Origin of the sequence: Streptomyces armeniacus (assembly GCF_003355155.1) — a bacterium.
In the GTDB taxonomy this organism is placed as follows: Bacteria; Actinomycetota; Actinomycetes; order Streptomycetales; family Streptomycetaceae; genus Streptomyces; species Streptomyces armeniacus.
Genome location: NZ_CP031320.1, coordinates 1,943,219 through 1,961,264, shown reverse-complemented (window position 1 = coordinate 1,961,264; position 18,046 = coordinate 1,943,219). Strand labels below are relative to the sequence as shown.

The 18,046-nt window shown below is 72.9% G+C and carries 18 protein-coding genes; 7 read left to right on the top strand and 11 right to left on the bottom strand.

Annotated elements, in window-relative coordinates:
* Positions 1-10: 10 nt before the first annotated feature.
* Both ddaH and rocD read left to right on the top strand, forming a co-directional pair.
* Entirely contained in the window at positions 11-826 is an 816-nt protein-coding gene (gene ddaH, locus DVA86_RS08610; RefSeq protein ID WP_222623300.1) for a dimethylargininase, read from the top strand.
* Entirely contained in the window at positions 823-2,103 is a 1,281-nt protein-coding gene (rocD, locus tag DVA86_RS08605; protein WP_208877097.1) for an ornithine--oxo-acid transaminase, read from the top strand. Before ddaH ends, rocD begins: the two co-directional genes overlap by 4 nt.
* Before the next feature lie 28 nt (positions 2,104-2,131).
* Here the strand turns inward: rocD and DVA86_RS08600 are convergent, their stop codons facing one another.
* The 5 genes from DVA86_RS08600 to qcrB all read right to left on the bottom strand — a co-directional run bounded on the left by DVA86_RS08600 (position 2,132) and on the right by qcrB (position 6,198).
* Positions 2,132-2,662 (bottom strand): hypothetical protein, encoded by a 531-nt coding sequence (locus DVA86_RS08600; protein WP_208877096.1) that lies wholly within the window; start codon positions 2,660-2,662, stop codon positions 2,132-2,134.
* Positions 2,646-3,137, bottom strand: coding sequence for an RNA polymerase sigma factor (locus tag DVA86_RS08595; protein WP_208877095.1), 492 nt, complete (start codon positions 3,135-3,137; stop codon positions 2,646-2,648). Before DVA86_RS08595 ends, DVA86_RS08600 begins: the two co-directional genes overlap by 17 nt.
* A gap of 85 nt (positions 3,138-3,222) precedes the next feature.
* Entirely contained in the window at positions 3,223-3,894 is a 672-nt protein-coding gene (locus DVA86_RS08590; protein ID WP_208877093.1) for a class F sortase, read from the bottom strand.
* Positions 3,891-4,289 carry a Tat pathway signal sequence domain protein gene (locus DVA86_RS08585; RefSeq protein ID WP_208877092.1) on the bottom strand — a complete coding sequence of 133 codons (399 nt, stop codon included), beginning with the start codon at positions 4,287-4,289 and terminating at the stop codon, positions 3,891-3,893. Before DVA86_RS08585 ends, DVA86_RS08590 begins: the two co-directional genes overlap by 4 nt.
* Before the next feature lie 142 nt (positions 4,290-4,431).
* Entirely contained in the window at positions 4,432-6,198 is a 1,767-nt protein-coding gene (qcrB, locus tag DVA86_RS08580; protein ID WP_208877091.1) for a cytochrome bc1 complex cytochrome b subunit, read from the bottom strand.
* 924 nt (positions 6,199-7,122) lie between these two features.
* Here qcrB and DVA86_RS08575 point away from each other — a divergent pair.
* On the top strand, positions 7,123-7,776 hold the full coding sequence (locus DVA86_RS08575) for a YceI family protein (RefSeq protein WP_208877090.1): 654 nt from the start codon (positions 7,123-7,125) through the stop codon (positions 7,774-7,776).
* 118 nt (positions 7,777-7,894) lie between these two features.
* Here the strand turns inward: DVA86_RS08575 and DVA86_RS08570 are convergent, their stop codons facing one another.
* Positions 7,895-8,767, bottom strand: coding sequence for a universal stress protein (locus tag DVA86_RS08570; protein WP_208877089.1), 873 nt, complete (start codon positions 8,765-8,767; stop codon positions 7,895-7,897).
* Positions 8,768-9,128: 361 nt separating this feature from the next.
* Here DVA86_RS08570 and DVA86_RS08565 point away from each other — a divergent pair, with 361 nt between their 5' ends.
* Together DVA86_RS08565 and DVA86_RS08560 are read left to right on the top strand one after the other, a co-directional pair.
* Positions 9,129-9,884: a polyamine aminopropyltransferase gene (locus tag DVA86_RS08565; protein ID WP_208877087.1), complete on the top strand. Its 756-nt coding sequence runs from the start codon at positions 9,129-9,131 to the stop codon at positions 9,882-9,884.
* Positions 9,885-10,063: 179 nt separating this feature from the next.
* Complete coding sequence (locus DVA86_RS08560) at positions 10,064-10,525, top strand: VOC family protein (RefSeq protein WP_208877086.1); 462 nt, start codon at positions 10,064-10,066, stop codon at positions 10,523-10,525.
* Positions 10,526-10,532: 7 nt separating this feature from the next.
* Here DVA86_RS08560 and DVA86_RS08555 read toward each other — a convergent pair whose 3' ends face one another.
* Positions 10,533-11,573 carry a GlxA family transcriptional regulator gene (locus DVA86_RS08555; protein ID WP_208877084.1) on the bottom strand — a complete coding sequence of 347 codons (1,041 nt, stop codon included), beginning with the start codon at positions 11,571-11,573 and terminating at the stop codon, positions 10,533-10,535.
* A gap of 174 nt (positions 11,574-11,747) precedes the next feature.
* On the opposite strand from DVA86_RS08555, the gene DVA86_RS08550 reads away from it, so the two are divergent.
* Positions 11,748-12,179, top strand: a complete 432-nt coding sequence (locus DVA86_RS08550) for a Rid family hydrolase (RefSeq protein WP_208877083.1) — start codon at positions 11,748-11,750, stop codon at positions 12,177-12,179.
* A gap of 18 nt (positions 12,180-12,197) precedes the next feature.
* On the opposite strand, the gene DVA86_RS08545 is transcribed toward DVA86_RS08550, so the two are convergent.
* The 4 genes from DVA86_RS08545 to DVA86_RS08530 form a co-directional block, all read right to left on the bottom strand.
* On the bottom strand, positions 12,198-12,671 hold the full coding sequence (locus tag DVA86_RS08545; RefSeq protein ID WP_208877081.1) for a thioesterase family protein: 474 nt from the start codon (positions 12,669-12,671) through the stop codon (positions 12,198-12,200).
* A complete protein-coding gene (locus DVA86_RS08540) occupies positions 12,668-13,702 on the bottom strand; it encodes a 3-hydroxyacyl-CoA dehydrogenase NAD-binding domain-containing protein (RefSeq protein WP_208877079.1) in 1,035 nt (344 codons plus the stop codon). The genes DVA86_RS08545 and DVA86_RS08540 overlap by 4 nt, the downstream gene beginning before the upstream one ends.
* 90 nt (positions 13,703-13,792) lie before the next feature.
* Positions 13,793-14,680, bottom strand: coding sequence for a beta-keto acid cleavage family enzyme (locus DVA86_RS08535; RefSeq protein WP_208877077.1), 888 nt, complete (start codon positions 14,678-14,680; stop codon positions 13,793-13,795).
* 211 nt (positions 14,681-14,891) lie between these two features.
* The gene (locus DVA86_RS08530; protein ID WP_208877076.1) at positions 14,892-15,725 is read right to left on the bottom strand and encodes an IclR family transcriptional regulator; all 834 of its coding nucleotides are present in this window, start codon (positions 15,723-15,725) and stop codon (positions 14,892-14,894) included.
* A 454-nt stretch (positions 15,726-16,179) separates the two neighbouring features.
* Between DVA86_RS08530 and DVA86_RS08525 the strand changes: the two genes are divergently transcribed.
* On the top strand, positions 16,180-18,042 hold the full coding sequence (locus DVA86_RS08525) for an ABC transporter ATP-binding protein (RefSeq protein WP_208877075.1): 1,863 nt from the start codon (positions 16,180-16,182) through the stop codon (positions 18,040-18,042).
* Positions 18,043-18,046: the final 4 nt, after the last annotated feature.

Here is an 18,046-nt window from a genome sequence, read left to right as displayed (position 1 = left end):
ACGCCCTCTGGTGACGACTGCCCGCGCCGCACGCCCGCGCCGCTACCTCCTGTGCGAACCCCGGCACTTCGACGTGCGCTACGCCATCAACCCCTGGATGCGAGTGGACGAAGGCGTCGACCGCGCCCTGGCCCTGGCCCAGTGGCGGCGGCTGGCCGACACGTACCGCGAACTCGGCCACACGGTGGAGACCGTCGAGCCGGTGCCGGACCTGCCCGACATGGTGTTCGCCGCGAACGGCGCCCTCGTCGTCGGCGGCCGGGTCCTCGGCGCGTGCTTCCACGCCACCGAGCGGCAGCCCGAGGCGGCGGCCTTCCAGGCGTGGTTCAAGGCGGCCGGCTTCGACGTGCACGTGCCGGAGTCGGTCTGCGAGGGCGAGGGCGATCTGGTGCCCGCCGGCCGCTTCCTGCTGGCCGGTACGGGATTCCGCACCACGCTCGCCGCACACCAGGAGGCGCAGGAGCTGCTCGGCGTGCCCGCCGTCAGCCTGCGGCTGACCGACCCGTACTTCTACCACCTGGACACGGCCCTGTTCGCCCTGGACGACGAGAACATCGCCTACTACCCCGGGGCGTTCTCGCCCGGCAGCCGCGAGGTGCTGCGCGAGCTGTTCCCGGACGCCGTCGTCGCGACCCGCGACGACGCACTGGCCTTCGGCCTCAACTCCGTGTCCGACGGCCGGAATGTCGTCGTCGCGCCGCAGGCGACGGCCCTGATCGAGCAGCTGTCCGCACACGGCTACGTACCCGTGCCCGTCGATCTCTCCGAACTCCACAAGGCCGGCGGCGGCGCCAAGTGCTGCACCCAGGAGGTCCGTTCCGCATGACCACGACCGCACCGATTTCCCCCGTTCCGGGGGCCACCGCGTCCGCGTCCGCGCCCGCACCCCGTACGGCTTCCCCGCGCAGCTCCGCAGAGCTGATCCAGGCGGAGGGCGCGACCGTCGCGCACAACTACCACCCGCTGCCCGTCGTCGTCGCACACGCGGAGGGCGCCTGGGTCGAGGACGTGGAGGGCCGCCGCTATCTCGACCTGCTGGCCGGCTACTCCGCCCTGAACTTCGGCCACCGCCACCCCGCCCTCCTCGACGCGGCCCGGCACCAGCTCGAGCAGGTCACCCTCACCTCGCGCGCCTTCCACAACGACCGCCTCGCGGGCTTCGCCGAGGGCCTCTGCGAGCTCACCGGCCTCGACATGGCGCTGCCGATGAACACGGGCGCCGAGGCAGTGGAGAGCGCCGTCAAGATCGCCAGGAAGTGGGCGTACGAGGTCAAGGGCGTCGCCCCGGACCAGGCGACCATCGTCGTGGCGGGCGGCAACTTCCACGGCCGTACGACCACCCTCGTCAGCTTCTCCGACGACCCGTCGGCCCGTACCGGCTTCGGCCCCTTCACGCCCGGCTTCCGCACCGTCCCGTACGACGACCTCGCCGCCCTCGAAGCGGCGATCGACGAGACGACCGCGGCCGTGCTGATCGAGCCGATCCAGGGCGAGGCGGGCGTACGCATCCCCGCCGACGGCTATCTCGCGGGCGTACGCGAACTCACCCGGCGCGCGGGCGTGCTGTTCGTCGCCGACGAGATCCAGTCGGGCCTGGGCCGTACCGGGACCACCCTCGCCGTCGACCACGAGTCCGTGCTGCCGGACCTGCTCCTGCTGGGCAAGGCCCTGGGCGGCGGCATCGTGCCGGTCTCGGCGGTGGTGGGGCGGCGCGACGTGATGAGCGTGCTGCGGCCCGGCGAGCACGGATCCACGTTCGGCGGCAACCCGCTGGCGGCGGCGGTCGGTTCGGCGGTGGTCGGGCTGCTGCGTACGGGCGAGTTCCAGCGGCGCGCGCGGGAGCTCGGCACCGTACTGGCGGAGGGCCTTTCCGCCCTCGACGGGCGCGGCGTGCTGCGGCACCGCGCCCGCGGACTGTGGGCGGGCGTGGACGTGGACCCGGCGGTCGGCACGGGCCGCGAGATCAGCGAACGGCTGCTGGCGGTGGGTGTCCTGGTGAAGGACACCCACGGCTCGACGATCCGCCTCGCGCCGCCGCTGACCATCACGGCGGACGAGCTGAGGTCGGCGCTGGCCGCCCTGGAACGGGTGCTGGCGGCGTAGGCGTGCCGCTTCGCGGCGGGACCGGTGCTCAGCTGCCGGTCCCGCCGCTCCGGATCGGCGAGGGTACGTGGGACGGCTCGGCGGTATCCGTCGACGCGGCGCCGGGTGTGGGCGCGGTCGGGCTGCCGGGGCTGCCCGTCGGCTGCCTTTCGGTCGGCCCGGGGCTCGCGGAGCCGGGCGGGCCCGACGGGGTGTTGGACGGGCCGGACGGGGTGTTGGACGGCCCGGACGGGGTGTCGGACGGCCCGGACGGGCTCGGGGTGGCCGGCGGACCGGTGGTTGCCGGCGGGCTGTTCGCGGGCCCGGGCACGGGCGGGACCGTCGGAGACGTGGGCTCGTCGGGTGCCGCCAGGTGCAGCGGCAGCGCGATGAGCGCGGCGACGGCGCAGGCCGTGCCGGCGCCCGCGGCGGTGCGCAGCCGCCGGCGGCGGGAGGCGGTGCGGCGGATCGCCTCATAGCGGCCGGGGGGCGCGCCGAGGTAGTCGGGGCCGGGCCGCAGGATGACGGCGAGGGGGTCGTCGGGGTCGGCGTCCGGACCGTCGTCAGGTCGTGTGATCAAGGCTTCTCCTGAGGTGGGCGCGGAGCAGTTCGCGGGCCGCGTGGAGGTCGGCCTTGACGGTTCCTTCCTTGCGCCCGGTCAGTTCGGACACTTCCCGGATCGGCATGTCAGCGTAGTAGTGCAGCAGGATCGGCACCCGGAGCCGTTCGGGCAGCGACTGCACGAGCAGGCGTACGGAGGGGTCGGCCTGTTCCGGCTGCGGGCTGACGGCCGCCTCGGTGACCGCACGGCGTACGGCTCTGCGTTCGCGTTCCTGCTTGCGCCAGTGGTCCCGTACGAGGTTGGCCGCGGTGACGTAGAGGAAGCCCTGCGGTTCCGCCACGGAGGTCCAGCGTGCCCACAGACGGGTGAACGCCTCCGAGGCGATCTCGTGGGCCGTCTCGTCGTCGTCGACCAGGCGGCGGCACCAGCCGGCGAGGCGCGGGTAGAGGGCGGCGAACAGCTCGGACGCGGCCTTCTCACGGGACCGTTTCAACGCTCTCCAGGGTCGTGGGGCACTCGGAGGGTCCGGGCCGGGCCCGCCGGCGCGGCGGTCGGCGGGCCGTAACCCGGCCGGCTGGTCAGGGACTTGAGGAACTCCGCGAGGAATTCAGCGCGGAACTCAGCGCGGCGAACGCGATCACGCTGTCGCGGTATCCGTCGCCGGTACGGGGGCCGCCGCACGTGATGAGACGCAGTTCCGGGCGGCCGACGTTCCCGTAGACGTCCTCCGTCGGGAACTCCGCCTGGGGGACGGTGCGTACGCCGCTGACGCTGAACACCGCCGCCGTGCCGTTCTCCAGGCGCGCCGTGACCCGGTCGCCCCGGCGCAGCCGTACGAGGCGGTGGAACACGCCGTCCCCGTACGAGCCGACGGAGACGTGGCCGAGGATCACCGAGGGGCCGACCTGGCCCGGCGTCGGCGAGTGCCGGTACCAGCCCGCGCGGTCGTGCTCCGTGACCGGCGGGACCTGCACGGTGCCGTCCGCGGCCAGCCCGAGTCCCATGACCGGGGTGTCGACCCCGATGGCCGGGATCTCCAGGCTGACCGGGACCGACCGCCGGAGGGCAGGCGCCGTCCTCCCGGGGCTCCTCCCGGACGGTTTCCCGGACGCCTTCGCGGACGGCGGCGCGGACGGCGGCGCGCTTCCGGAACGTGCCGGGCCGTCCCCGCCGGACGAGTTGCCGCCGCAGCCGGCGAGCAGCGAGGCCGCCGCCGCGGCGGCGAAGACGCGCCTGGAGGGCACGGTCATTCGCCGGCCGCCGCCCTCCGCCGGCGTACGAGATAGACCGCCGCCCCGCCCAGGGCGAGCGCCCCGGCGGCTCCCCCGCCGATCAGTTCACCCTTGCCGCCGTCGTTCGCCGAGTCCTGCGTCGCGCCGGTGTCGGGCGCTCCCTCCGGTACGACGGGGACCTCGCTGGGCTTGCCGTCCTCGGTCGATGCGGTGCTGGGGGCGGCGCTCGGGGCCTCGCTGGGAGTCGCGGAGTCGGTCACCGTCGGCTCCGGGCTCGGGGTCGCGGTGTCCGTCGGGACGCTCGTCTGCGTCGGGCTGGGGGTCGGGGACCCGTCGTCGGCGAACGCGGGCACGGCGCTCGCGAGCACGGCGGTGCACGCGAGTGCCAGGGCGCTGGAGGCTGTTCGGCGCATGAATCGCTCTCTTTCGTCGGTCCGCCCGCGTTCGTACGGCAGCAGGCTGGGTTGCGGATCGGGAAGAGAGACGAGGCGGCGGCGGAACGCGTTGTAAAGAGATGGCAAAGCCGCCGGGGGTGGCCACCGGCCCCCCGGCCGGTCAAGCGTCGGCCGGTGGCTGCCCGCCCGGCTCCGCCGTCGCCACGGCGCCCGTGTCCGGACCGGGAGCCGGGTCCGCGTCCCCGTCCGGCCGCCCGGAGGTGCCGTGCCCCGAAGTCCCGTGCAGGCGCCGGTACTCCCCGGCCGTCGGCTTCCGCACGTACGCCCCCTTCCCGTACAGCCCGCGCGAGACCAGCGCCCGTACCCGCGCCGCGCGGCGGACCGGCCGTACGACGCCGTTCGCGTCCTCCGACGGGCCCGCCTCGAGCGGGCGCGGCTGCTCGTGGGCGGTCAGCGTGTGGCGCTCCGCCGCGGTCAGCGGTGCGTGCACCTCCACGTACTCGCCGTGCGGCAGCCGTTTGATCACGCCGGTCTCGCGCCCGTGCAGCACCTTCTCCCGGTCGCGCCGCTGGAGGCCCAGGCAGATCCGGTGGGTGGCGACGAAGACGGCGACGGGGACCGCGAACACCCCGATCCGCAGCGCCCAGGTGACCGTGTTGATCGACAAGTGCAGCTGGGTGGCCGCCAGATCGTTGCCGCCGCCCAGGAGGAACAGCAGGTACAGCGAGATCCAGGCTGCGCCGATGCCCGTACGCACCGGGTGGTTGCGCGGCCGGTCCAGCAGGTGGTGCTCGCGCCGGTCGCCGGTGGCCCACGCCTCGATGAACGGGTAGACGGCGAGGAGCACGAGCAGCAACGGGAACGCGACGATCGGGATGAACAGGCCGAGGTTGAGTGTGTGCCCCCAGGCGTCGATCTCCCAGGCGGGCATGATGCGGACCATGCCCTCGGCGAAGCCGAGGTACCAGTCGGGCTGGGCGTTGGTGGAGACCTGGTCGGGCCGGTACGGGCCGTACACCCACACCGGGTTGATCGTCACCGTCGCGGCGATGGCCGCCAGCAGGCCGAAGACCATCATGAAGAAGCCGCCGGCCTTGGCGAGGTAGACAGGCATGAACGGGGCGCCGACGACGTTCCGTTCGGTCCGGCCGGGCCCGGGGAACTGCGTGTGCTTGTGGTGGAAGACCAGGATCAGATGCGCGACGACCAGCGCCACCATGAGCGCCGGGATCAGCAGGATGTGCACGGCGTAGAGACGCGGGATGATCTCGCCGCTGTCCCCCGTGGGGAACTCGCCGCCGAAGATGAAGAACGAGAGGTACGAGCCGACCACCGGCACCGACAGGGTCGCGGCCTCCACCAGCCGCAGTCCGGCGCCGGAGAGCAGGTCGTCCGGGAGCGAGTAGCCGAACAGCCCCTCGAAGAGGGCCAGTACGAGCAGCGTCCAGCCGATGAGCCAGTTGACCTCGCGGGGCTTGCGGAACGAGCCGGTGAAGAAGTGGCGCATCATGTGGACCATCAGGCCGGCGATGAAGATGAGGGCCGACCAGTGGTGCATCTGCCGTACCAGCAGCCCGCCGCGTACGTCGAAGCTGATGTCGAGGGTCGAGGCGTACGCCTCCGACATCACCACGCCGTTGAGCGGGGCGTAACTCCCGTGGTACACCACCTCGTTCATCGACGGCTGGAAGAACAGCGTCAGATAGACGCCGGTGAGGATGAGGACGACGAAGCTCCACAGGCAGATCTCGCCCAGCAGGAACGACCAGTGGTCGGGGAAGACCTTGCGCAGATACTTCCGGCCGAGGCCGTAGATCCCCAGCCTGCCGTCCGCCCAGTCGGCGACCCGCTCCCCGGTGGTCGCGCGCCCGCGCCCGCCGCCGCTCGCTCCCGGGCGGCCACCACTCGCTGACGTGGTCTCGGACATTCCGTGCCTTTCGTAGGAGTCTCCTGCCCCTACGACGAAGGCGCGGGTCCGGGCTGTGACACGGGCCCACCGCGATGTGACCTGGATCTCATCGGCTCCGTGCGCCGTGCACCGCGCACTGGCTCCGGACTTCGGAATACGCGGAAAACCCGCGTGCGTGGTACATGTTCCACGCGTGTATGAGTGAGCACGCAGCGTTCTCCGCGCGGGCCACAGCACAGGAATTACTGGGGTTTATCTCAGTTCTCGCCGCGGGGAGTCGCATCCGAGTGCGGGGGCGCGGGTACTTTCCGGCTCACGGTTGCCGCGGCCGGAACAGGCCGGCGGAACTTCGTTGAAAACGAAAGGAATTCCCGTGCCTGCTGGAACGACGGAGATCCACGCCAGGGCCGCGGCCGCGGAATGCGCCCGCGGTGGGCACTGCGAGACGGGTGATCGCGGCGAAGATCTCGTACGGCCCGTCGCGAGATGTCCGGACTGGAGCCCTTGGTCCCGTTGAGAGAGCGCACAACGGGGAATTCCGGTAATCCGCCGAATCGTTCCGCCGCCCGGTGCTCTCCGAGCGGGCCCGCAGGCCTGCCGTACGGGCGCGTGCCCCCCAACTCCCGGGCCCGGTGCGGCGATCCGGCGGTGATCCGGCACAGCCGGGACCTCGGCCCCGCGTGGCGCGAAGTGGCCACGAGGCCGGGGCGACTGCTCCGGCACCCGGAGCCGGGGCGCCTTCAGGACGTATCCCGGGCTGCCGGCGAAACCGTCAGGAAATGGCATAGCGACGCAGTTTACGCAATGCCCGGAATGGCCCGCTGAACGGCGTTCGCGCAGCGCATGTTGCAGGAACCTGCACCAAAAATACGCGGTCCGCCGGGTGGCTGAAACCCGTCCCCGCTGGCATGATCCACACGTACGAAAGCTAGAGGGAAGTATATGGGACTCTTCACACGCCGTCGCCGCCGCAATGCAAGTCTCGTTCCCAGCAGTTCTCTTCCGGAACCTCCCACGGTACAGGCCGCCGGTCCTCGGCGGCAGGAGAATCTGGCCCTGAGCAAACTCACGGGTGACTGGGTCTTCGACCCCGCGCACAGCAGCGTGGGCTTTGCCGCCCGGCACGCGATGATCACCCGGGTCCGGGGGATCTTCACCTCGTTCGAGGGCCGTATCCGTCTCGACGGAGAACACCCCGAGGCGTCGACCGCGGAGGTCGTCGTCGACGTCAGCAGCGTCGACACGCGAGTCGAACAGCGCGACGAACACCTGCGCAGCGCGGACTTCTTCGACGCGGGCCTGTTCCCGGTCATGACGTTCCGCAGCACGCAGGCCGTGCAGGTCGAGGAGGACGTCTACCGCATGACCGGTGCCCTCACCATCCGCGACCGTACGAACCCGGTGACCATCGACCTGCTGTACTCGGGTTCCGTGATCGACGCGTTCGGCGTGGAGCGGGCCGGCTTCGACGGCTCCGCGATCGTCAACCGCAGCGACTGGGGCCTCATCTGGAACGCGAGGCTGGAGACCGGCGGCGTCCTCGTCGGCGAGAAGATCAAGCTCGAGTTCGACATCTCCGCGATCCGCGTGAGCTGAACGGGCGGCGCCGCCCCAGGGGTTGAGGCGCCGCCCCTTCGGACCGTCCGCAGGGTCCGGTCGGTGAGGGCTCCAGCCGGTGAAGTCTCATTCGGTGAGGGCCTGATCGGTCAGGGCCTCAGTCGTGCGGTACGACGGCGACCGGCGCCTCCGTGTGGTGCAGGACGGCGTGGGTGACGGACCCGATGCGCGTGCCGACCGGAGCTGTACGGCGCCTGCGGCCCACGACCACCAGGGGCGCCCCCGACGACGCCTGGAGCAGTTCGCGGGCCGGCCATCCGAGGCTGACCTGGCGGTCCACGTCCACCTCCGGCCACTTGTCCCGCCAGGGCAGCAGCAGCATGCGCAGCGCCTCGTCCTTCTCCCCGGTCATCTCCTCGGCCAGGCTCTCCGGTACGGCCGACTCGCGGGCGCCGTAGGCGGGCGGCAGGCCCCAGCCGTGCACGACGCGCAGCCGGGCGGCCCAGCGCGCGGCCGTCTCGAAGGCGAAGGTCAGTGGTTCCTCGGGCGGGCGGTCGAGGTCCAGGCCCACCACGATCTCCCCGGCCGGTTCCGCCTCGTCCGGCGGCCCGTCCCCGTACGGCGCGGCCGCCCCCGCCCGTACGAGAACCACCGGGCGGCTCACGTGCGCCACGACGGGCAGGGCCACGGACCCGACGAGGAACCCCACCGCGAGCCCCAGCCCGCGCGACCCGAGAACGAGCAGGTCCGCCTCCTCCGCCGCGCCGACCAGCATCTTCGACGGCCGTCCGGACAGGCACCGGGTGCGCGTCTCCAGCGCGGGGTACCGGCGGGAGAGGTCCGCGGCCGCCTCGCGTACGGTCCGTTCGGCGCTCTCGTCTGCGGCGGTCGCGTACGGGTACGGGTCGTTCTCCCAGGCGAGTACGAGCTCCAGGCGGGCCGAGCGGCGCAGCGCCTCGCGTGCCGCCCAGCGGGCCGCGGCATGGCTCTCGCGGGAACCGTCCAGGCCCACGGTGACGGTGCGGGTCATGGTCGTACCTCCTCGGTGCGCCGCCGGGACGGCACCGCCGTCCCGGACCAACGCGTCGGCGGACCGAGGGCGCCCACTTCTCGCGGGCCCTGATTGCGCGGTGAGCGGTCTGTCGGGACCGTTGCTCCGCGTCTCTCCGATGCCCCCGGTCCACTTCCAGGACACCTCTCCGGAGCGTCCCTGACAAGTGCTGCCCGGCCCTTCCCGCCGTGCGGCGGGTGGCGCGGGTGGCACCGCCCATACGAGGACCGCCCGCCGGCAAGGGATCATGGCGGGACTCCCCGGCAGCGCCGGGCGGGCCGGTCACCCCGTGGCCACCCGGCGTCGGACCGGCGCCGCGCACTCCAGGAAGGGCCAACGCATGAGCGCACGTTTCGAGGAGATCGACTGGCGGCCCACGCCGATGGGCGACATCAGCCTGCGGCGCCGGCGGGAACCGGTGTCCGGCGAGGACGTGTACGAGGTGAAGCTCGGCGACGAGTTCCTCATGTCCAGTCTCTTCACGGCCGGGGAGATCGCGCTGACCAGGCTCGGCCTCGCGGAGGCGGCGCCGGACGCCGAACTCGACGTCGCCGTCGGCGGACTCGGCCTCGGGTACACCGCGCAGACGGCGCTGGACGATCCGCGGGTGCGCTCGCTGATCGTCGTGGAGGCGCTCGGCGAGGTCATCGAGTGGCACGAACGGGGGCTGGTGCCGCTCGGCGGCCCGCTCACCTCCGACCCGCGCTGCCGTCTGGTCCACGGCGACTTCTTCGCGTCGGTCGCCGACCCGCACGGCCTCGACCCGTACGAGCCGGGCCGCCGCTTCCACGCCGTACTGCTCGACATCGACCACTCGCCCCGGCACGTGCTGCACCCGCGGCACGCCGCGCTCTACGAGCCGTCCGGACTGCGCACCCTCGCCGAACTCCTGCACCCCGGCGGTGTCTTCGCCCTGTGGTCGAACGACCCGCCGGACGACGAGTTCACCTTGGCGCTCACGCGGGTCTTCGCGCAGGCGGAGGCCCACGTCGTCGAGTTCGACAACCCGCTCCAGGGCGGGATGGCGACCAACACCGTCTACGTGGCCCGGAACACCCCGCCTGGATGCCGCGTCGAAGACATGGGCCGACAATAGCGGCAAGGGCGACATCACGGACCTGTACGGCGAGCGCCTGGCCGCCGGGCATGCGAGGTCACGCCGGTGAGGCGGGACGGTCGCCGTCCGCCGCGGCCCGGCTCCTGCGGACGGTTCCTGTCCGCAGGAGGGGTCAGGGTGGAGTCCGTCGCGAATCCCGCCACGAACGGAGCCACGCCATGAGCCGCCACGTCCAGGTCACCTTCGACGCCCACGACCCGCGCGCGCTGTCGTCCTTCTGGCGCGACGTGCTCGGCTACGTCCACCCCGGCCCGCCCGGTGTCGAACTGCCCGAGGGCGCCGATCCCCTGGCCGCCTGGGACGACTTCCTCACGCGCATCGGCGTACCGGAGGAGCAGCGCAACACGAAGTCGGCCGTCGAGGATCCGGACGGGCGGGGCCCGCGGCTGTTCTTCCAGCAGGTGCCGGAGGACAAGGTCGTCAAGAACCGCGTCCATCTCGACGTACGCGCCGCTCCCGGGCTGGAGGGGAAGGAGCGGATGGCGGCGCTGGAGACCGAGTGCGAGCGGCTCGTCGCGCTGGGCGCGGCGCGCGTACGCCGTGACGAGCCCGCTCCCCCGATGAGCGCCGGCTTCATCGTGATGACCGACCCCGAGGGGAACGAGTTCTGTCTGGACTGACCGGGGCCTACGGCGTCACGCCCTGCGAGGCCGGGCCCGCAGCCGGGCCGTAAGACGCCCGGTACGCGGTCGGGGTGACCCCCACCTCCCGGCGGAAGACCGTACGGAAATTCGCGGCCGTGCCGAATCCGGCCGCCGCGGCGATCCTTTCGACGGACCAGTCGGAGGCTTCCAGGAGCCGGCGCGCGTGGAGAATCCGCTGCCGCGCGACCCACCGCATGGGCGGCATTCCCGTCTCGCGCGCGAAACGCCGGTTGAAGGTTCTCCGCGACAGCAGGCTGTGGTCCGCCATCCGCTGCACGGTGATCGCCGAGCCGATGTTCTCGAGCACCCATTCCCGCGTCGCGCGGAGGCTTTCGCGGGGAGGGGTCGGAACATCCGCGTACTGGGGCTCGTCCGAGCCGCGGACCGTGGAGAAGACGACCTCTTTCGCCACGCCGTCCGCGACCGCGGCCCCGAAATCCGTCTGGACGATGTGGAGGCACGCGTCAATTCCCGCTCCCCCGCCCGCGGAGGTGAGAAACGTCCCGTCCTCGACGAACAGCCGGTTCTCGACGACGTCGATTTCGGGGTACAGCGCACGGAGTTGACCGGTGTGGCGCCAGTGCGTCGTGGCCGACTTTCCCTTCAGCAGTCCGCCTGCCGCGAGCGCGAACACGCCCGTGCAGACGGCGACCACACGGGCACCGCGTTCGACGGCGGCCCGCAGTGCCCTCAGGTATTCCCCGGGTACGGGCAGCTGCGGGTCCTCGTAGCCCGGCACCACGACGACGTCGGCGTCCTCCGCACCGGCGAGCGGGTGCGTCGGCCTGATCTCCGCGGCCACTCCGGCGTACGGCGGCCCGCCGCCCGTACCGGCGGCCGTACCGCCGCCCGTACCGTCGGCGGCTCCCGTACCTTCGGCGGCTCCCGGGTCGTGAGCTCCGCACACGAAAACCCGGTAGTCCGGGTGCCTGCCGAACACGTGCGTCGCGATGCTGACGTCCAGCGCGTACGCCCGCGGCAGCGCGAGGACCGCGACAGCGGTCGTTCCGTTCTCGGACCGCAATGCCGGCTCCCCCTCTCTCCCCCTGTGCCCTCCAGCCTACGAGTGCGCGACTCGGCCCCGGCGGGCGGCACAATCCTTGCCGGAAGTGGCACTGTCGCCGCTGGTCCGCCCCTGACCTGGCCCATAGCTTCGTGGGAGTCCCACCGGAACACGCTCTTTGAGGATCGGAACGCCATGAGCAACGCAATCCAGGTCGCACGCCACGGAGTCCCTTGGGAGGAGAAGTACGGGTACGTTCAGGCGGTCCGGCGCGGTGACACCGTCTATCTCTCCGGCCAGGTGGCCCACGACGGCACGGAACTCGTCGCCCCCGCCCCGGTCGACGACGACGGCCGGGTCACCGATTTCACCCGCACCGCCGAGCAGCTGCGCCAGTGCTATGCCAACGCGGCGGAACTGCTCCGGAGTTTCGGCGCCTCGCTGGACGACGTCGTCGAAGAGGTCATCTACGCACGCGATGTCGACGCGGCCGACGCCGCGGCGGGGCCGGTACGCAAGGAAGCGTACGGCCGTCCGGACCCGCAGGTCGCGAGCACGATGGTCGGCACGCCTCGGCTGGCCTTCCCGCAGCTGCTGGTCGAGGTGAGGTTCACGGCACGCGTCTGACGCCCGGCCCGCGGGGTGTCAGGGTGCCGCGATCGAGCGGCCCGCCCACCCGGGCGGGGCCTCCGTCAGCGCCGTGAGGCGGTCGCGTACGTGGCCGGGGAACGGTGTCGCGCGGCCGGCCTCCTGGTCCACGTGGAGGGCGAGGAGTTCCGTGGTGGCGACGGGGCCGGCGTCTGCTGCCGGCTCCGCCCGCGGGCCGGTGACGACGTACAGCTCGTGGGTGAAGCGCGCCTTCTTCCCGGCCGCGCCCAGTACCCGTGTGCGTACGGCGAGGGACGCGCCGTCCGGAACGTCGCGCAGATAGCGGATGTGGGACTCGACGGTGTACATCGAGCAGCCGGTGCTCGCGCGGTACGCGGCGTCCATCCCCGTACGGTCCATCAGCGCGTCCGTGGCGTAGCCGAAGACCAGGACGTAGTACGCCTCCGACATGTGGCCGTTGTAGTCGATCCACTCCGGGCGCACGGTCTCGCGGAACAGCGGCAGGCTCATTCGGCATCCGCCCCTTCCCCGGCGCCGGAACCCGCCCCGGGCAGCCGGCCGGTGGCGCGCAGGACGGAGATGACGTCCCGGTCGCGTTCGGCAACGAGGTCGGCGATCGTACGGCCGTCGGCCGCGTCGTCGCAGCCGGCGACGACCGCGTCGTACAGCGCGCGGTCCAGCTCCGGCGCGTCCAGCCGGGTCCACGGGGACTTCAGGGACGGGCCGAAGTGGTCGAGCATGTGGGCCATTCCGCCCTCGCCGCCCGCGAGGGCGAAGGTGAGCATCGGGCCCATGACGGCCCAGCGCAGGCCCGGTCCCTCGGTGATGGAGAGGTCGATGTCGCGGACCGTCGCCTCGCCGTTGGCGACCATGTGCAGGGCCTCCCGCCACAGGGCCTCCTGAAGGCGGTTGGCGATGAAGCCGGGGACCTCGCGGTCCATGGTGATGACGGACTTGCCCGCCGCCTCGTAGAAGGCGGACGCCCACCGCACCGCCGCCGGGTCCGTCCGTTCGCCGCCGACGACCTCGACGAGCGGGATGAGGTACGGCGGGTTGAACGGGTGGCCCACGACCAGCCGGCCCGGGGTGTCCGCCTCGGTCTGCATGTCGGTCATCGGATAGCCCGAGGTGGAGGAGGCGATGACGACTCCGGCGGGCGTGGCGGCGTCCAGCTTGCCCAGCAGTTCCCGCTTGAGTTCGAGCTTCTCCGGTGCGCTCTCCTGGACGAACTGGGCCCCGGCCACCGCCTCTTCGAGCGTCGCGGCGACCGTGAGGCGGCTCGCGGAGGCGCCGGGGGCGAGGCCGAGCTGTCCGAGTGCGGGCCACGCCGCGTCGACGAGCCGGCGCAGCCGGGGCTCGGCGTCGGCCGCCGGATCCCAGGCGGTGACGTCGTAGCCGCGGGCCAGGAAGTGGGCGACCCAGCCGCCGCCGATCACGCCGGCGCCGACGCAGGCGACGCGGCGTACGTCGGCAGGTGCGGGCGCCGGTGCGGACGCGTGCGCGGGGCCGGCGGAGGGAGTGGGGGCGGAAGTCTCCGTCATCGGGGGCTCCTTGGAGGGGTGACTGCGGTGGCGGGAGGCGGGCTGGTGCGGGCCGGTGAGCGGGGCCGGGGCCGGAGCCTGGACCGGGACTCAGCCGCGCGGCTTGAGGCCGAGCGTGCGCCGCGCCTCGTCGGGGGTCGCGACCCGCGCCCCCATCGCCTCGACGAGCGTCACGGCACGCTCCACCAGCTGGGCGTTGGTCGCCTTGACGCCTTTGGCCAGATAGAGGTTGTCCTCGAGCCCGACCCGTACGTGGCCGCCGAGCAGCACCGACTGCGCCACCCACGGCATCTGCATGCGGCCCAGCGCGAAGCTGGCCCACTGGGCGCCGTCCGGCAGCATGTTGACCATCGACTGCAGCACTCCCGGGTCCGCGGGCGCGCCCCACGGGATGCCCATGCACAGCTGGAACACGGTCGGGTCGTCCAGCAGGCCCTCGGCGAGCAGCTGCTTTGCGAACCACAGCTGCCCGGTGTCGAAGATCTCCAGCTCGGGCCGTACGCCCAACTCCTGGACGCGCTTGGCGCCCGTACGGAGCATGTCGGGCGTGGAGACGTAGAGGTTCGACCCGTCGCCGAAGTTGAGCGAGCCGCAGTCGAGCGTGCAGATGTCCGGCAGCAGGTCCTCGACGTGCGGCAGCCGCTCCAGACCGCCGACCAGGTCGGTGCCGGGGAGCTGCGTGAGCGGTTCCCGCGGGTCGATGACCAGGTCGCCGCCCATGCCGGCGGTGAGGTTGATGACGACGTCGGTCCCGGTCTCCTTGATGCGCTCGACGACCTCGCGGTACAGCCGCGGGTCGCGGGAGGGCGCTCCCGTCCCGGGGTCGCGTACGTGGATGTGGACCGCGGCGGCACCGGCCGCGGCGGCCTCCACCGCCGAGGCGGCGATCTGCTCGGGGGTGACGGGGACGTGCGGGCTCTTGCGCACGGTGTCGCCGGCGCCGGTGAGGGCGCACGTGATGATGACGTCCTGGTTCATGGCGCTCGGGTTCCTCTCTGCGGATCTCTGCGGATCTCTGCGGATCTCTGCGGGTCTGTGCGGACCCTTGCGGATCTGTTCGGGGGTGCCTCCGCGGAGGGCGGGGTGGCGGAAGCCTCCGCGACCCTAGCCGCGCGCAGGGGGAATCTCAAGGCCACACGGTTTCACCATACGAGCGAGCGTCGCACCAATTGAACAACCCCGCCGCTCCTCACAGCCCCCCGGCGACCCGCGCGATCTCCTCCGCCGCCGCCCGCGCGAGCGGCCCCAGCGTGCCGAACCGCGACTCGGGCACGCGGTCCTGCGGCCCCCAGATGCTGACCACGGCAAACGGCCGGCCGCTGCTGCCGAGCACCGGCGCGGAGACGCCGTAGAGGTTCCGCTCCATCTCGCCCACGCAGACGCTGTACCCGTCCTTCCGCGTCTGCTCCAGCTGGTCGAGCAGCCGCGCCCGGTCGGTGACGGTGGTGTCCGTGTACGCGTCCAGCGGCCCGGCGAGCAGGGACTCCGCCTCCTCCGCGGGCAGCCAGGCGAGCAGCGCCTTCCCGGTGGACGTGGCGTGCAGCGGCACCTTCCGGTCCAGCCACCTGGCGCTCAGCACGACCGGCGGGGCCACCTCGTCGACGTACGTCAGCCCGAGCTGCCGCACCACCGCGAGGTTGGCGGTCTCGCCCGTCTGCTCGCTGACCCGGCGCAGCGTGCCGTGGGCTCGGCGGATCAGCCCGTCGAAGCCGGCGGTCGAGGCCATGCGGGCGACGGCGAAGCCGATCGTGTAGCGGTTGGAGACGGGGCCGCGCTCCACCATCCCGTACTGCTCCAGCGTGGACAGCAGCCGCCAGGCGGTGGCGCGATTGAGCCCGCAGCGCACGGCCAGGTTCGCGGCCGTTTCGCCGTCCGGGGCGCTGTCGGCCGTCGCCTGCAGCAGGGTGATCGCCCGCTCCAGCGACTGGACCCTGCCCGACGTCCCGCCCGGCTCGGCGGCGGAGGCAGCGGCAGCGGCCAGGGGGGACTCGTCGGTGTCGGTGGTGTGCTCGGCCTTCGGCATGCGGCTCTTCCTCGGTTCCTGACGGTTCACCCGGCCATCGTCTCATCATCCGTGCAACCCGTACGGCATGCGTACGCCCCCGAGGGGCCCCGCGCACCGGCGCGCGCACGGCACAACGTCGCTGCAACGCGGCCACCACGCCCGCACCACGGCCCGCTGGCAGCGTTCCCCACCAGCCGGAGAGACGGCCGCGGCGGGGCACACCCCAACGTTCCGCCACGGGCCTGCGTGCTCTGCGGCGAGCCCCCGGCAGCGCGGCGTTCAGCCGAGGTCCGCGGGCCGGCGGCCGACTGCCGTTCTTCTGAGGGGAGGTACGGAGGGGCCGCCGGGTGCGCCGGTGCGTGTGACCCCCCTCAGCGCACCGGCACCACGCCCCTGCCGCACGAGCGGCCGAGCCGTACGGCAGGGGCAGCACCGACCAGGGGGCGGCCGACCGCGACGAGCAGGGGGACAGGTGCGCTCCAGTGACCGAGTGGTGCTCGACGGGCTGCGTGCGACGGGCGGCAGCGGCGTGGGCCTGCTCGCCGTCGCCGTCCTGGACCCGGTCTCCCGACTGATGCTGCCCGCCGCCCTCGCCGCGGCGCTGGACGCGGCGATCGGCGACGCGTCGGGCACGCGGGCACTGTGGTACGTGTGCGGGCTGCTCGTGGCGGCCACGGCGTGCGAGATCGCGCGCGAGGTGCTGGAGAAGCGGTCCGTCGCGTTCTCCGCGCTGAGTCTGCGGCGCAGCATCCTGCACCACGCGCTGGCGCTGGGCTCCGGCGGGCGCCGCATGTACGGGCAGGGCGACCTGCTCAGCAGGCTGCTGGAGTCGACGCACGTCACGGCGACCGCGGGGCAGACGCTCGTGGTACTGGTCACGTCGGCGCTGACGTCGGTCGGCGGGCTGGTGGCGCTGTTCCTCATCGACGCGCGGCTGGCGCTGGCGTTCGCCGTCGGCGCGCCGCTGATGTGGTGGCTGACGCGGCGGCTGATGAGCGACGTCGGCTCCGCGACCGCCGAGTATCAGGGCATCCACGGCGAGGTGTCGGAGCGCTTCGTCGACGCGCTGCGCGGCGCGCGCACGATCCGCGCGGTCGGCACGGCCGAGCAGGAGGTGGAACGGGTGCTCGCCCCGCTGCCGCGGCTGCGTGCCTCGGGGATGGGGTTCTGGGAGATCCAGCGACGGGCGATCTGGCACGCCGGGCTGCTGACGCCGCTGCTCCAGATCGCCGTGCTGGCCGTCGGGGGCTACGGGCTGCTGAAGGGCCGCATCACTCCGGGCGAACTCCTCGCCTCCCAGGTGTACTTGGAGTACGCGCTCGGGCTGCTCAAACAGACCATGATCCTCGCCGTGTTCGCCCGTGCGCGCGGCTCCGCGGAGCGCATCGCGGAGCTGTACGAGGAGCGGGCGCCGTCGCCCGGCACCCGTCCGCTGCCGCCGGGCAACGGGCAGCTGACGCTGCGCGACGTGCATGTCGTACGGGACGGCAACGCGCTTCTCACCGGCGTCGACCTGGAGGTGCCCGCCGGCCGGAGCGTGGCGGTCATCGGCGCGTCCGGCTCGGGGAAGTCCACGCTGACGGAGGTCGCGGGCGGGCTGCTGCGGCCGGACTCGGGGCAGGTGCTGCTGGACGGCGCGCCTGTCGACGAGGTGCGCCCCGACGAGCTGCGCCACGCCGTCGGTTACGCCTTCGAGCGTCCGGTGCTGCTCGGGGACACCCTCGGTGACGCCCTCGCGTACGCCGACCGGCCGCCCGACCGGGAGCGGGTGAGCGCGGCCCTGGAGGACAGCTCCGCGGCGGCGTTCGTGCACCGGCTGCCGTACGGGCTGCGGACGCCGCTGCACCAGGTGCGGCTGTCCGGCGGCGAGTTGCAGCGGCTGGGGCTGGCGCGGGTAGCGTGCCGGGACAGCAGGCTCGTGGTGCTGGACGACGCGACCTCCAGTGTCGACAGCGCGACCGAGGCGGAGATCACCGCGGCGCTCGACCGCGCGCTGCGCGGCAGCACGCGGCTGATCGTCGCCCACCGCATGTCCACGGCCGCCGGCGCCGATCTCGTCGCCTGGCTGGAGGGCGGGAAGCTGCGGGCGCTCGCCCCGCACGGGGAGCTGCTGGCGGAGCCCGACTACCGCGCCGTCTTCCAGCCGCCCGGCCGCGACGGCGAGGACGGGAACGGGGCAGACGGTGAGATTGGTGAGAACGGGGAGCGCGGTGAGAACGGGGAGAACGGAGCCGCGCCCGCGCTGGCCGGCCGGTCCCTGTCGTACGAACAGGCCGCCCTGCTTCGGGAGATCGGCGCCGAGCATCCGACCCTGCAACTCCGGGTGGTGCGGTGAGCCC

Bases quoted from the DNA above. Each gene is read 5' to 3' on its own strand.
- DVA86_RS08560 (WP_208877086.1), top strand. From the start codon at position 10,064: ATGAGCCGCCACGTCCAGGTCACCTTCGACGCCCACGACCCGCGCGCG.
- DVA86_RS08575 (WP_208877090.1), top strand. From the start codon at position 7,123: ATGGGACTCTTCACACGCCGTCGCCGCCGCAATGCAAGTCTCGTTCCC.
- DVA86_RS08570 (WP_208877089.1), bottom strand. From the start codon at position 8,767: ATGACCCGCACCGTCACCGTGGGCCTGGACGGTTCCCGCGAGAGCCAT.
- DVA86_RS08585 (WP_208877092.1), bottom strand. From the start codon at position 4,289: ATGCGCCGAACAGCCTCCAGCGCCCTGGCACTCGCGTGCACCGCCGTG.
- rocD (WP_208877097.1), top strand. From the start codon at position 823: ATGACCACGACCGCACCGATTTCCCCCGTTCCGGGGGCCACCGCGTCC.
- DVA86_RS08540 (WP_208877079.1), bottom strand. From the start codon at position 13,702: ATGACGGAGACTTCCGCCCCCACTCCCTCCGCCGGCCCCGCGCACGCG.
- DVA86_RS08550 (WP_208877083.1), top strand. From the start codon at position 11,748: ATGAGCAACGCAATCCAGGTCGCACGCCACGGAGTCCCTTGGGAGGAG.
- DVA86_RS08545 (WP_208877081.1), bottom strand. From the start codon at position 12,671: ATGAGCCTGCCGCTGTTCCGCGAGACCGTGCGCCCGGAGTGGATCGAC.
- DVA86_RS08530 (WP_208877076.1), bottom strand. From the start codon at position 15,725: ATGCCGAAGGCCGAGCACACCACCGACACCGACGAGTCCCCCCTGGCC.
- DVA86_RS08535 (WP_208877077.1), bottom strand. From the start codon at position 14,680: ATGAACCAGGACGTCATCATCACGTGCGCCCTCACCGGCGCCGGCGAC.
- DVA86_RS08565 (WP_208877087.1), top strand. From the start codon at position 9,129: ATGAGCGCACGTTTCGAGGAGATCGACTGGCGGCCCACGCCGATGGGC.
- DVA86_RS08590 (WP_208877093.1), bottom strand. From the start codon at position 3,894: ATGACCGTGCCCTCCAGGCGCGTCTTCGCCGCCGCGGCGGCGGCCTCG.
- qcrB (WP_208877091.1), bottom strand. From the start codon at position 6,198: ATGTCCGAGACCACGTCAGCGAGTGGTGGCCGCCCGGGAGCGAGCGGC.